The sequence below is a fragment of the Paraburkholderia eburnea genome (assembly GCF_002917095.1).
GTDB lineage: Bacteria > Pseudomonadota > Gammaproteobacteria > Burkholderiales > Burkholderiaceae > Paraburkholderia > Paraburkholderia eburnea.
On record NZ_PQGA01000002.1, the window covers coordinates 337,003 to 350,170 of the forward strand.

Here is a 13,168-nt window from a genome sequence, read left to right on the forward strand (position 1 = left end):
TGACTTCTTTCGCTGGTTTCACGTCTACGTTATTCGCTGCCCACGACTGAACTACAAAGTCCCAATCTGGGCAGCTCTGCCGCTAATCCACGACCTGATTTAGCAATTTACGGAGCGAGAATTTAAGTCGATCGGCGTCTAAAACTTACTGTAAAAGTAGTGTTCTACTTGCTGTACATGCATCTGATGAATTCGAGCGCGATGGCGTCGACGGGAGTCAACGCGCATGCCATTATCATGCAATTTCGCCGGGCGGCGATGCGGTTAAAGGCGGGAATGGGGCCAAGATATATCGCAAAGACATTATTGGCTATCCAGGTGAATCGTATTCGACCAATGGCGTCATTCACTTCGAGATCTTTACAACCGATTCGGATCTGGCCAGCTTCTTCGTCGATAGCCGCAATGTGCAGGAAGTCGGCGGCAAGGGCACTTGGGGCGACAGCTATTTCATCGTCAAAGCCGGTACGGCTGTTCGCGCGGATCACCCCGCCGGTCAACAGATCGGCGGTCAGTCCTACCCGGTGGGTGTCGCGGGTACACTCGATGCGAACAGGAATCTTCTGGTACGCATAGCCTATCGCAAGGGCAGCAAATATACGACCACGTGGATCGACGGCGGTGACAATGCGCCACCGGTTCTGCTCACTGCCAGTGACGGAGAGGCGGATGCCAATTACGAGTACGAGATGTACGGCATCGCCAGGAAACTCTATCCGAGCTGTCCGAGTGCATGGATGGCGTTCGTTTCTCCGGCAAGGGAATGATCCAGTTAACCGGCGGCGACAATTATCGAGGCTATCAGTCCTATCGCGGCGGCCTGAACGTCACGGTCGATCCCGGCCCGGAATCGATCATCACGGACGCGAACAACGCGTGCGATGCGGGCGGCTACTTCTGGACCAGCAAGCAACGTATGCATAGTGATCCGGTGACCCATCATCTGGTGCCGTACGGGAAAATGAGCATCAATTTCTGGGCCGACAAGGATATTCGTCTTGATCTCGGCGACGACCAGAGCCTGGCGGTGTTTGCCGATGTCACTCGATGCGTGAATACGGCGCAGGACCAGGTGGAAAACCGCCGAAGGTATTTCAAGCATGCGTATTCATACCTTTCCGATTTCGCAAGCGGCCTGCCAGCCGAATATCAACCACTCAGGGACTAAGATGGCTGCATCAAAATTGATCGCATTTCTCGGTACGCTTGTATTCTCGGCGTCCGCGTTGGCGTCTTCCGCCTGTGGCTTTGCGATACCAGACGATGGCGCGATGAAATTGCAGGTGGACGACGGCTGTACCTACGTCATTCAGGACAAGAAGAATTATGCACGCCTCGATTATCTCGGCTTCTCCGATTCCCGCAGCATTCAAACCTTGCTTGGCGACGATACGTACTTCATCGAAGAAAACGGCGCGCATTATTTCATCAGCGAGGACGTCGAAGATGCGCGCGTCACGATCAAGACGCTGCATCTCGATCCCGCCCGGCCTGTCTCGTTCAACGGTTTGACCGGCTATGCCGGATCGGGCGAGTTTTTCGTCCAGGTGCTGCCGGCGTGGCAGAACAGAAAGGAGGGAGGCTATTCCCTGAAACTCATGTGCAGTTTCATGGCCGCCGGCAACGACAAAAAATCCTTCCGCTCGCGCCTTTGCGTGCCGGAAACCGCTGCTGGCAAGAAACTCGCCGAAAGCTATTACGCGAAACTTATGGCCATCAAGCCGCTCGACTGAGCGCCAGGCCACCCCGGCACACGGGATGGCATTCGTCCCTCGCTGCCACATCCTCACCAACGCAGGCGCAATACCTCCGCGAGCCGCGCGTCGATCCGATTCGACCCAGACCGGCCCAGCTCGCTATTTTCACCGAATGGATCAATAACTGAACTCGTCATGCATGATTTCGAGCTGTTCGCCGAGCCTTCCTCTGTCTTGCAGCAATCGTGCTGCTGATCAACCTGACGTCGATGCGGGGCATGGCATTGAGTCCAGGGATCAGAACGGTGAGAATCCGGTGCCACCTCACGACTCGACTCTCGGGCGTTGCAATCGGGGCTGTCCGAATGGCTAAATTGGTGCCGAATAGCCTGGGGGCTTGGCCGTATCCCGCGCTTTGAACTGCGTGAAATCCGGCTTGACAGGGCCTTTTTTCTAGCACGCGCCCCTCAAACCGCCCGACTAACCAGCAACGGATCAACCGCGCCAATCGCCTCGATATCCCGGCTCGCATACGGCATCTTCTGCAGCACATATCGCATCGCATTCAGCCGTGCACGTTTTTTGCAATCAGAGCGGATCACCGTCCACGGCGCGTCTGCCGTATCGGTCTGCGCAAACATCGCTTCCTTGGCCTGCGTGTAATCGTCCCATTTGTCGAGTGACGCGAGATCGACGGGACTCAGCTTCCATTGCTTGAGCGGATGCACGCTGCGTTCCTTGAAGCGCCGGCGCTGCTCCGCGCGGCTCACCGAAAACCAGAACTTGATGAGGTGGATGCCGCTGCGGATCAACTGACGCTCGAACTCCGGCGCTTGCTGCATGAAGTCGGCGTATTCATCGGCGGAGCAGAAACCCATCACGCGCTCCACGCCCGCGCGGTTGTACCAGGAGCGATCGAAAAGAACGATCTCGCCCGCCGACGGCAGGTGTTGCACATAACGCTGGAAATACCACTGGCCGCGCTCAAGCTCGGTGGGTTTTTCCAGCGCGACGACACGTGCGCCGCGTGGGTTCAGATGCTCCATGAAGCGTTTGATCGTGCCGCCCTTGCCAGCCGCGTCGCGTCCTTCGAAGAGAATGACCACACGCTGCCCGGTCTCGCGCACCCACGCCTGGAGTTTCAGCAACTCGACCTGTAGCCGATATTTCTGGCGCTCGTAAGCGCGCCGCGACATCAGATTGCGATAGGGATAAGTGCCGTCGCGCCAGCCGCTTGCGAGTTCGTCGTCGGGGTGACGCGAATGGGACTGGCTCCAGTCCGCCGGATTGCCTTCGAGGACGAGGCCGCGCAGCCGCGCGCCCTCGTCGGGCGATAGCCCGCGCATGAGCGCGGCGATGGAATCAAGCAACGTCGCGGGCGGAGTGCCGCTCGCGTCGCGCGCCGCATGACTGCGCGTGGCGATCACGTCCTGCATGGCGCCGGCAATGACCTGCGACGCCGCTTCTACCGATGCATCGACCGTCCGCAATTCGGCGCTGTGCGGCGTGACGTTGGGTTGGCGCGCGCCGGGGCCGTGGGCGCTGTCATCGGCAATTTGCGTGAGTTGTACGGAGTTCGGACCGAGGGATTGGGACGCGGTTCTGGACATAGTTGTTCTCGCGTGTTGGGCAGGGCCAGACGCGGAAGTCGGCCCGATTGGCGCTCCCGCGCGGCAAGCCCACCAGCATGCCGCGTAACGAGAGATTTTTTGAAGCGGTTTAAAAAGAAAGACTTGGCGCGCGACGCTCAGGCGTTGGTGGTCTTGCGCAGGATCGTGTAGAGCGAATCCTTGAGGTGCAGTTTCTCTTTCTTCAGATGCTCGATGGCCACGCCGTTGGTCGGAACGATGCCGGCTTCCATGTTCTTGATCTGCTGGTCCAGTTCGTTATGGCGATTGAAGAGCCGCGCGAAATGTTCGTCGTGGACCTTGAGATGCGAGATTTGTTCTCTGTATTCGGGGAACACTCAATACTCCTTATAAAAATTAGATTAATCGAAACGATATCCAGGTATTTTTCCACCTTCGTCTCCTGTCGGTCTTGATCGCCGTCAGCTAGCGCAAGCGAAGGCGCAGACTGTTCCCGAAAGTATCGAAAGTGCTCCATCGTGTACTATCGGGGCGGTAACGCGGTCGCGCCAACGAACCCTGGAGCGTTCATGGTCCGTCGTCTGGAACTCGTGCTGGATGTCGTGAATATCGAGCCGCAGGCCTTGTCCCCGGCTATCCCTGCGACGCATTGTCAATGTGCGTCGATCTTGTGCGCTGCATTGCCGTCTCTCGTGAGGCAGGCCGCGGCGGACGAATCCGTCTCGAACATCTCAAACGTCTCGATCGTCACGTTCGACCGCGATGGCGCGCTTGCGAAGGCGGGCTGGCGGATTGCGGTCGAAATGCGCGGAACGGCGCACTGTGTCGTCGTGTCCAGCCGACGCGAGTGGACGCCGGGCGTCGCCGTCGTCGAGCCGATATTCTCGGCGCATCTCGAAACAGAAGGCCTCGACGATGCGCTGTTCGACGCGGCTCCCGCGGCATTTCGCGAGGCATTGGCAGCGGCCGCCCCACTGGCGCCGTCGGCCTCGCTGACCGCGATGCGTAGCGCATGGGCGTGGCCGCGCGCGAGCGGCGAGGTGGAACTCCAGCTCGATGCCGATGTGCGTGCGCCACGCGACGAAATGGCGCGCCTGCATGAATTACGCGTGAGCGTGTGCTGGCCCGAAGGAACCCAGGCGGCATCACTTGTCGATACTTTATTTTCCTGTGCGCACGAACTGGTCGATGCGCTGCCCGCGTTCGTGCGCGTGACCGATGCGCTCGAACGCGCGGCGCAAGGCAGCATCGCCGGCGACGAGCAGGCGGTTCACGCCGCCCCAGTCGATCTGCGCGGCGCGTCGAGCGCACAGGAGGCGCTGGCGGCGATCGGCGCCAATATCAGCGCGCAATGGTTCGGTAACGACGCGGGCGTGCGCGATTCGGCCAACACGGAGTTCATCCACCAGATGCGCGTTTCGCAGCGGCGGCTGCGTACGGCCATGCGGATCTTCTCGCGCTGGCAGGACGACACGTGGCGCGTGCGCATCCAGCCCGATCTCAAATGGCTCGGGGCGCTGCTCGGCGAGGCGCGGGACCGGGATGTGTTCGTCGAGTCGACGCTACCGGCGTTGGCCGGCGCCGACGCGGATGCGGCGCGCTGGCAAGCCGTGCGCGACGAGGCCGAGGCCGGGCGGCTTGCCGCGCGCGCGCGGGTGCGCGAAGCGCTGGCGTCGCCGCGATATGCCCATGCGGCGCTCGCCTGGCTGCAATGGCTGGCGGTATTCGCGCAGCATATGGATGCGGCGGACAAGGCCGGACCTTCGTTGCATCGTCATGCGCAGAAGCGCGTGCGTCGCTATTACGAGCGGCTTGCGCAGGCGCAGAAACTCACAGCCATCGACGAGGCGAGCCGCCATCGCGTGCGCATCAACGCGAAATATCTGCGCTATACGCTCGAGTTCTTCGCGTCCGTCACGTCGCGCCGCACGCGTACGGAGACCGCGCGCACGCTTGCACGCCTTCAAGGCGTGCTCGGCGACGGCAACGATGCTGCGGTTGCATTGCGCTTTCTTGAGCACATGGACGCCGAGCCTTATCAGTTGGGATTTGCGCGCGGCTGGTGCGAAGCGGTGAAGCGCTATACCGCGAAAGAGGGCGAACGCCTTTTGCGCGAACTGCGTCCGCCGAAGGTCGCGCGCGGCGCTTGAGCCATGTGTCATGCGTACAGGTGAACGCCGCGCCGTCTCTATAATCGGCGTCACGTTCTGGCTCTCGATGACTGCGATGCGCGATGACAACCGCTTCCCCGAATTCTTCTGATTTCGATTCCGACAATCCTGGCGCTGCGGCCGATCTGGGCCTTGGCGGCTCGGTCTGGTTTCAGGCCGGCCCGCAGATGCTGGGCGGCAGCGCGCGCATCGCGCTGCTCGCGGCGATTCGCGACACCGGTTCGATTACGGGCGCGGCCAAAGCCGTCGGCATGAGCTACAAGGGCGCATGGGACGCCATCGATGCCATGAACAATCTCGCCGGCGAGCCGCTCGTGATTCGCGCAACGGGCGGCAAAGGCGGCGGCGGCACGAAGCTCACGCCGCGCGCTCTGCGGCTGATTGAGATGTTTGCGGCGATCGAGCGCGAGCATCGGCGTTTTCTGGAGCGCGCGGCGGCGGCCGTGAGTGCTTTGGATCTCGCTGTGGGTCAGGACGCGGGGCAGGGCCTGTCAGGCGATCTGGCCGTGCTTGGCCGCTTCGGCTTGCGCACGAGCGCGCGCAATCAGCTTTATGGGACCGTCGCGGCGATTGCACGCGGCGTTGTCAACGACGAAGTCTCGATCGGGTTGCCGGGCGGTCAGCGACTCGCGGCGACCGTCACGCGAGAGAGCGCCGAAGCACTGGGTCTGGCCGAAGGCGCGGCTGTGGTCGCGCTGGTCAAGGCGTCGTCGGTCGTGCTGGTCGCAGGGAGCGAAGGCGTGGCGGCGCGGCTGTCGGCGCGCAATCAGTTGAGCGGCGTGGTGAATGGTGTGCGGCGCGGCGAAGTTAATGCGGAGGTGACGCTCGAACTGCCTGGCGGCATCGTGATTGCCGCAGTCGTCACCGATGCCAGCGTCGATGCGCTCGGTCTCGACATCGGCGTGAGCGCGACGGCTGTTTTCAAGGCGTCGAGCGTGCTGCTCGGCGTGGGCAACTAGATAGCGGTGGAGCGGCGAGCGCCACTCCGGTTAGGCCTCAGGCGTGACGCTGCGTGGCCGGCGTGAGGGTGTCGCGCGTCTGCGAGATCGGTGCGGTCGGCGTGCCGGGCGTGTGGATCGGCCGGTTGGCCTTCCACTTTGCGCGCACATAAGGCTGATCGTGACCCGAAACGGTCAGGGCGATATCCGTGACCCAGCGGTGCGTGGGCACGCGCACGTCATGCAGGGCGAGCGTGAGGGCAGCGAGACTCACCGTGACCACGGCCGTCGAAATCCCGCCCGAACGTGCTTCCCACCAATAGCGCACGAACACCAACGCCGTCAGCGCGCCGACGATGGTGCCGGTGACGGCTTCCGACGGCGAATGCGCGTCCAGCACGACGCGCGAGAAAGCCACCACGATGCCGATCACCAGGCCCAGCGCGACGCCCGCCGCCCGCAACGTGGGCCGCGCGCCTTGCAGCATCAGGAAAAAGGCCACCGGATAAACCGAGGTGGACATCATCGCGTGGCCGCTCAGCCCTGTGAAATCGTACGAGCGAACCCCGACGCCCCAGCCCAGGAAAGCGATTTTCGTCAACGTGACGAGGCCGATTGCCGCACCGAGGAGCGCCAGCCAGCTAGCCGCCATGCGCCACGAATAGCCTGCGGCGAGCCACAGCGCGATCGCAAAAGCAAGCGGAAACGTGAGACCCGCGCCACCGAGGTTGGTGATCGAGGTCCAGAGGTCAAGAGGCAAGTCGGGCATGAGTCGGTGCCGTGACGGCGCGTTCGCAGGATGATGTCTTTTGAGTAACGCGCAGGCGGCGGGTTGGGCCGACAAGTGCGTCCAGGGATTTTCCAGTATAGCCGTGATTCGTTACGCTCAATGCGCCGCAACGAACGTCGCATGGACTTTAGAATTCATTCGACTGCAGTGCTGTCAGATTGGTGTTATTGTGCATCGCACAACAACGGTACGTAGTGAGCTTTTACTTCGTATCCGACCCCTTTCACGAGGCCGCTGATGACGAAAGATCTGACGAAGCTGTGGGCGGGTGGCATGCGACGTCTGCTCGCCATCCAGAATCGTGCGGCGCGTACCGCGCTGCGCGAGGCCGGTTTGCGCGCTTCCGACGCCCAGGCCATATGGCTGGCCGCGCAGCCCGCCGCCGCGCAGGCCGATGCTGCACCGGCTCCCGCCGCTGAAAATACCAAACCGCGCCAGGCGCCCGCCACGGCTCCAATACGCGAATCGCGCGTGGGGCCTCGCGCCGCAGCATGGGCCGCTGGCGAATGGCAGCGCGCCGAACATTTGCCGAAGGGCGCATCGCGCGCGCTGGCCTATGGGCTTTATCTGCCGGCGGATCGCCCGACGGCGGGCATGCCGGTGGTCGTGATGCTGCACGGTTGCCAACAGACGATGAATTCGTTCGCCGAAGGCACGCGCATGAATCTGCTGGCCGACCGGTACGGCTTTGCCGTGGTGTATCCGGAACAGTCCACGCTGGCGCACCCGCATCAATGCTGGCACTGGTACGACGCGCGCCAGTCGGCGGGCGGCGGGGAGGTTGCCGCGATCGTCTCGCTCGTCGATACGCTTGCCCAGGAGCATGGTTTCGACCGCTCGCGTGTCTATCTGGCGGGGTTATCGGCGGGGGCAGGGCTCGCGTCCTTGCTGGCGATGCGCGCGCCGGGCCGTTTCGCGGCGATCGCGCTGCATTCGGGTCCCGCGTTCGGCGAGGCGCGCTCGGGCGTGGCCGCGCTCGACGTCATGCGGCGCGGCCTGCATCACGACCCGGTCGCTCTGGTCGATGGCGAACTGGCGGGGCGCCGGCATCCCGGTATGCCGACGCTGATCGTGCAGGGCAGCAACGACGCCGTCGTGGCGCCCGTGAACGCCGAGCAACTGACCACGCAGTTCCTGCATCTGAACGGTCTTGCCGATGGCGAAGGCGTGCGTCAGGGCGTGGTTTCGCATGAACACGATGGCGACGGCTACACGCTCCACGATTACCTGCGCGATGGCGCGAGCGTCGTGCGTTTGTGCCGCGTGGACGCGCTTGACCACGCGTGGAGCGGCGGCGACGATACCGTGCCGTTTCATTCCTCCTCGGGCCCGGACGCCAGCACGATGATCTGGGACTTTTTCGATGCACACCGACGCGCCGATGCGGACACCGCCTTCGACGACGAACTGGCGCAGGGCGCGGGCTGATTGCAGATGATCGCGCCGCCCGATGCGGCGTGGCTTGGCGGGCTAGTAAGGTTCAAGCAGGGCTGCGACAATCCGCAGCAATTCAAGGGTTTACCCTGATAAGGGTTTTCCCTTATAATGGCTCCATTCCTTCCGAGGGCATGTGCCCGTATTCCGGAGCCAGACCATGTATCTGCTTAGCCGCCTTTTCCTGTTCCTCACGAAATCGTCCGACGTCGCCCGCAAGGAGCGCGAGGAAGCCTATCTGGCCGAATCGGCCGATATCTACGATCTGGAATTCCGCATGCGCAAGCTCGACCGCGAGAAGACCGGTCGTCATCCCTCGTGGATGAATCACTACGGCTAAGCCGTAGCCATAAAAACGGGGCGCATGATGGCGCCCCGCGAAGGTGCTGGCTTTCTCGCCGCGTCATGATGTGATGACGTAACGACTAGCGGCCCGAATCGGGCGCCTGCTCGGCCGGTTTCTCCTGAATGCCGTAGCAGCCGCGATAAGTCGCGTAGAACGAGCAGTAGATCATCGTCGTCACGAGGATCAGCGCCGGCATCACGATTGCCAGTGCATATTCCCCCGCGCCGAGCGCACGCAGCAGATTCGACAGGCCGACGGCCACGCCCATCGACAGCGCAAACCACAGCGCGCCATACACCGTGAACGCGCCCTTGTTGCGCCAGCAGCTCACGATGCTGAAGAACATCGCCTTGACGGGCGGCACGTCATGCCAGGCCGTCAGCACCGGCGCGAACCAGAACAGCATCGATACCGGCACGTAGAACGCCAGCGACGCCAGCACGGCGAGCGGCACGTTGCTGTTCTCGATCGCATCGGTATCCAGCGTCCCGCCCAGCGTCATCAGGCGCAGCAGCTCGCCGCCGTCCACCAGGGCGGACGCCGCGAGCACCAGCGTCATCGCCACTACATAGATTCCGCCCAGCGCGAACAGATGCTTCGTGACGCCAGGTCCATACGAGCGGAATCCGTCCACCAGGATCGTCGGGAACACAGGCTTGCCCGCGATCGTGTCGCGGCACGCGGCCATGAAGCCGACCGCCACGCCTGGCACGAACAGCAGCGGCAACACGCCGCCGATCAGCGGGATCGCCGAGATCAGCGTCATGGCGAGCAGATACGCGAAGAACAGCGTGAGAAACGCCAGCGGATTGCGGCGGAACAGCCAGATGCCCTGGCGGAACCACACATAGCCCTGCTTGGCGGGGACTTCGATCAGTTGCATGAGCGGGGCAGGCCAGAAAGTGCATGGATGTCGCCGGGCGCGTGGTCGTGAAACTGCGCGCGGCGCTCGCGCAAAATGCGCTCGAAATGACCCGGATCGTGCGGCTTGAGCAACTCCGCCGAGCGCGGCAGATAAAAATCATACAGGCGCGAGACCCAGAAACGGTAAGCGCCGGCGCGCAGCATGTCGCCCCAGTGGGCGATTTCAGCCGGCGTGAACGGGCGCACCGTCTGGTACGCACGCAGCAGCGCTTCGGCGCGAGTCGCGTCGAGCGTGCCCGTCGCGAGATCGACGCACCAGTCGTTGACCGTCACCGCCACATCGAACACCCATTTGTCGCAACCGGCGAAATAGAAGTCGAAGAAGCCGCCAAGGCGCACCGTATGGCCCGTTTCGGGTTTGGCGTGCGCAAACAGCGCGTTGTCGCGGAACAGGTCGCAGTGGCACGGGCCGCCGGGCAGCGCCGCGTAGTCGTCGCTGGCGAAGAAAGCCTGCTGGTGGGCGAGTTCGCTCGTGAGCAGGTCGCGCTGCGCGTCGTCCAGAAACGGCAGCACCGTCGGCACCGTCTCTTCCCACCACGGCAGGCTGCGCAGATTCGGCTGGTTGCCCGCGTAATCGCGGCCTGCGAGGTGCATGCGCGCGAGCATCTGGCCGACTTCGGCGCAATGCTCGACCTGCGGGGCCAGTTCGGGCGCACCGTCGAGTTTCGTGACGATGGCGGCCGGCTTGCCGTGCAGCATGCCGAACAGCGAGCCGTCGGCGCGCGGCATCGGATCCGGCACCGGCACGCTATGCGACGCGAGATGGCGCATCAGATCCAGGTAAAACGGCAACTGCTGTGCTGTCAGCTTTTCGAAGATCGTCAGGACGTATTCGCCGCGCGTCGTCGTCAGGAAGAAGTTGCTGTTTTCAATGCCGGACTGGATGCCGCGAAAATCGACTACGTCGCCAAGATCGTAGTCGCGCAGCCATTGGGCGAGCTGGGTGTCGGTGACAGCGGTGAAGACGGCCATGCGGGAGGTCGTGTGGTTTTCGTAAGGGGGCCCGGCTCACGCACGAGCGCCGGGGCGTGCCGGGGTGAACAGGCGCTCGCCCGGGCAGGAGGCGGCGCGGACAGCGCACGCCGCCCACGCGCGAGGGCGGTGTGTCAGTAATGCAGGTTGATCGACGGCAGGCGCGTGCTGGCCTGACCGTTCGGGCGGACTTGCGGCGAGGTGTCGGGACTGGCGCTCATCGTGTAACGCGTGCCGAAGTTGGAATGCACGTTGATCTCGACGGGCTTGCCCTTGTCGCGGTATTCGGTGATTTCGGTGCCGCTCGGGCTCACTTCATGAAAGCTCGGCGTGCGCGGCACGTCGTTGATGTCGACCTTCGAGCTGACCTGCGCAGCGGGACGGTTGATCGCCGCGAGATCGGGCAGACCGGCCCGCTCGTTCTCGGACTGCGCGGACTGGGCCTCGACAGCCGTTTTGGCGTCGTCGGCCGGCGCCGCCATGGCCAGGCCGCTAAACGCAAGCGTCGCGGCGACAGCGGCAAGAAGATGCGACTTCATGGTGATTCTCCGATGGGATTCTCGAATTCTAGCAAATCCGCGCCGCGCCGCCCGACCCGGACCGCCTCGCGCGCGGCGCGCGCCTTGGCTCGCGCATTTCCGCGCTGTGTGAAGGGCGTTGTCAGATTTTCCTGCTTCCGTGCTAATGTCGTTCAAACGAACTCAGGCGAACGACAATGAACAACGACACCCACCGGCGAACCTTCATGACGCCCCCGCACGACTTCCCGCTTGAATCCTTCGAAGACGCCGCCGATGCCGTGACGCGTCTCGCCGCCATCTACGAAGCCAACACCTCGTTCCTGCGCGACGCCTTCGCGCGCTATCGGCGCGGCGAGGCGTTCGAGCGCCGCGTGCGCGCCTGCTATCCGTTCGTGCGTATCCGTACCGAAGTCAACACGCACATCGACTCGCGCCGCTCGTATGGTTTCGTCGCGGGTCCCGGCGTATTCGAGACGACCCTCACGCGTCCCGACCTGTTCGGCAACTACTATCGCGAACAACTGCGCCTGCTCGCGAAGAACCATCATGTGTCGATCGAAGTGGGCGTGTCGGATCAGCCGATTCCGGTTCACTTCGCGTTTGCCGAAGGCATCCACCTCGAAGGCGACCTCGACCGCGAGCGTCTCTTCGCGATGCGCGACGTGTTCGACACGCCCGATCTGGCCACGCTCGACGACCGCATCGTCAACGGCACGTACGAGCCCGCGCCCGGCGAGCCGTTCCCGCTTGCGCTCTTCACGGCCGCGCGCGTGGACTTTTCGCTGCATCGGCTCAAGCACTACACCGCCACTTCGCCCACGCACGTGCAGAACTACGTGCTGTACACGAACTACCAGTTCTATATCGACGAATTCGTGAAACTCGGCCGCGCGATGATGGCGCGCACCGACGACGCCGATCTGCGCAACTATCGCAGCGAGTACACCTCCTTCGTGGAGCCGGGCGACGTGGTGACGTACAACGCGAACCTCGGCGAGCAGGACGACGAAGGCGCGGCGCCCGCGCGCCTGCCGCAGATGCCCGCGTATCACCTCAAGCGCGCCGACGGCAGCGGCATCACGATGGTCAACATCGGCGTGGGGCCGTCGAACGCGAAGACGATCACCGATCACATCGCCGTGCTGCGTCCGCACGCGTGGATCATGCTGGGTCACTGCGCGGGGCTGCGCAACACGCAGCGCCTGGGCGACTACGTGCTGGCGCACGGCTATGTGCGCGAGGATCATGTGCTCGATGATGATTTGCCGCTGTGGGTGCCGATTCCGGCGCTCGCGGAAGTGCAGCTCGCGCTGGAGCGGGCGGTGGCGGACGTCACGCGTCTGGACGGCGCGGAGCTTAAACGCGTGATGCGCACGGGCACGGTCGCGAGCGTGGATAACCGCAACTGGGAGCTGCGCGATCATCGCGAGCCGGTGTTGCGTCTTTCGCAGAGCCGCGCGGTCGCGCTCGATATGGAAAGCGCGACCATCGCGGCGAATGGCTTCCGTTTCCGCGTGCCGTACGGCACCTTGCTATGTGTCTCCGACAAGCCGCTGCACGGCGAACTCAAGCTGCCGGGCATGGCCGATTCGTTCTATCGCGCGCAGGTGGATCAGCATTTGCAGATCGGCGTGAAGGCGATGGAGATTCTGCGGACCAACGGGTTGCACAAGCTTCACAGCCGCAAGCTGCGTAGTTTTGCCGAGGTGGCATTCCAGTAAGGCGCGACGCGCCCGCTGAGCGGCATGCACTTTTCCCGAATGGAATCGTGCGTGCCCCGAATTTC

Annotated in this window: 14 protein-coding genes; 8 read left to right on the top strand and 6 right to left on the bottom strand. The window is 63.3% G+C overall.

The genetic code is table 11. From position 1 onward, the window contains the following. Positions 1 to 407 precede the first annotated feature (407 nt). From B0G62_RS31085 to B0G62_RS06025, 3 genes are read left to right on the top strand one after another with little or no spacing between them, the layout of a single operon-like run. On the top strand, positions 408 to 767 hold the full coding sequence (locus B0G62_RS31085) for a hypothetical protein (RefSeq protein WP_146055209.1): 360 nt from the start codon (positions 408 to 410) through the stop codon (positions 765 to 767). Beyond that, positions 764 to 1,168 (top strand): hypothetical protein, encoded by a 405-nt coding sequence (locus tag B0G62_RS06020; RefSeq protein WP_146055210.1) that lies wholly within the window; start codon positions 764 to 766, stop codon positions 1,166 to 1,168. Before B0G62_RS31085 ends, B0G62_RS06020 begins: the two co-directional genes overlap by 4 nt. Continuing rightward, complete coding sequence (locus B0G62_RS06025) at positions 1,101 to 1,733, top strand: hypothetical protein (protein WP_146055211.1); 633 nt, start codon at positions 1,101 to 1,103, stop codon at positions 1,731 to 1,733. The genes B0G62_RS06020 and B0G62_RS06025 overlap by 68 nt, the downstream gene beginning before the upstream one ends. 431 nt (positions 1,734 to 2,164) lie before the next feature. On the opposite strand, the gene ppk2 is transcribed toward B0G62_RS06025, so the two are convergent. Further along, entirely contained in the window at positions 2,165 to 3,307 is a 1,143-nt protein-coding gene (gene ppk2, locus B0G62_RS06030) for a polyphosphate kinase 2 (RefSeq protein WP_103703265.1), read from the bottom strand. Between the two features lie 137 nt (positions 3,308 to 3,444). Further along, positions 3,445 to 3,663, bottom strand: a complete 219-nt coding sequence (locus B0G62_RS06035; protein WP_103703266.1) for an HP1242/YdcH family protein — start codon at positions 3,661 to 3,663, stop codon at positions 3,445 to 3,447. Positions 3,664 to 3,855: 192 nt separating this feature from the next. Between B0G62_RS06035 and B0G62_RS06040 the strand changes: the two genes are divergently transcribed. Together B0G62_RS06040 and B0G62_RS06045 are read left to right on the top strand one after the other, a co-directional pair. After that, positions 3,856 to 5,436: a CHAD domain-containing protein gene (locus B0G62_RS06040; RefSeq protein WP_103703267.1), complete on the top strand. Its 1,581-nt coding sequence runs from the start codon at positions 3,856 to 3,858 to the stop codon at positions 5,434 to 5,436. 83 nt (positions 5,437 to 5,519) lie between these two features. Further along, complete coding sequence (locus B0G62_RS06045) at positions 5,520 to 6,416, top strand: TOBE domain-containing protein (RefSeq protein ID WP_103703268.1); 897 nt, start codon at positions 5,520 to 5,522, stop codon at positions 6,414 to 6,416. Positions 6,417 to 6,453: 37 nt separating this feature from the next. Here the strand turns inward: B0G62_RS06045 and B0G62_RS06050 are convergent, their stop codons facing one another. Beyond that, entirely contained in the window at positions 6,454 to 7,164 is a 711-nt protein-coding gene (locus B0G62_RS06050; RefSeq protein WP_103703269.1) for a phosphatase PAP2 family protein, read from the bottom strand. 258 nt (positions 7,165 to 7,422) lie between these two features. Between B0G62_RS06050 and B0G62_RS06055 the strand changes: the two genes are divergently transcribed. Together B0G62_RS06055 and B0G62_RS06060 are read left to right on the top strand one after the other, a co-directional pair. Further along, positions 7,423 to 8,613 (top strand): extracellular catalytic domain type 1 short-chain-length polyhydroxyalkanoate depolymerase, encoded by a 1,191-nt coding sequence (locus B0G62_RS06055; protein WP_103703270.1) that lies wholly within the window; start codon positions 7,423 to 7,425, stop codon positions 8,611 to 8,613. A 166-nt stretch (positions 8,614 to 8,779) separates the two neighbouring features. Then, on the top strand, positions 8,780 to 8,959 hold the full coding sequence (locus B0G62_RS06060) for a DUF3563 family protein (RefSeq protein ID WP_027819116.1): 180 nt from the start codon (positions 8,780 to 8,782) through the stop codon (positions 8,957 to 8,959). An 85-nt stretch (positions 8,960 to 9,044) separates the two neighbouring features. On the opposite strand, the gene B0G62_RS06065 is transcribed toward B0G62_RS06060, so the two are convergent. From B0G62_RS06065 to B0G62_RS06075, 3 genes are all read right to left on the bottom strand, one after another. Then, complete coding sequence (locus B0G62_RS06065) at positions 9,045 to 9,848, bottom strand: BPSS1780 family membrane protein (RefSeq protein WP_103703271.1); 804 nt, start codon at positions 9,846 to 9,848, stop codon at positions 9,045 to 9,047. Continuing rightward, positions 9,839 to 10,861: a homoserine kinase gene (locus tag B0G62_RS06070; protein ID WP_103703272.1), complete on the bottom strand. Its 1,023-nt coding sequence runs from the start codon at positions 10,859 to 10,861 to the stop codon at positions 9,839 to 9,841. The genes B0G62_RS06065 and B0G62_RS06070 overlap by 10 nt, the downstream gene beginning before the upstream one ends. Positions 10,862 to 10,995: 134 nt before the next feature. Then, positions 10,996 to 11,400, bottom strand: coding sequence for a hypothetical protein (locus tag B0G62_RS06075; protein WP_103703273.1), 405 nt, complete (start codon positions 11,398 to 11,400; stop codon positions 10,996 to 10,998). A gap of 176 nt (positions 11,401 to 11,576) precedes the next feature. Here B0G62_RS06075 and B0G62_RS06080 point away from each other — a divergent pair, with 176 nt between their 5' ends. Continuing rightward, positions 11,577 to 13,103 carry an AMP nucleosidase gene (locus B0G62_RS06080; protein ID WP_103703274.1) on the top strand — a complete coding sequence of 509 codons (1,527 nt, stop codon included), beginning with the start codon at positions 11,577 to 11,579 and terminating at the stop codon, positions 13,101 to 13,103. The last annotated feature ends 65 nt before the right edge of the window (positions 13,104 to 13,168 follow it).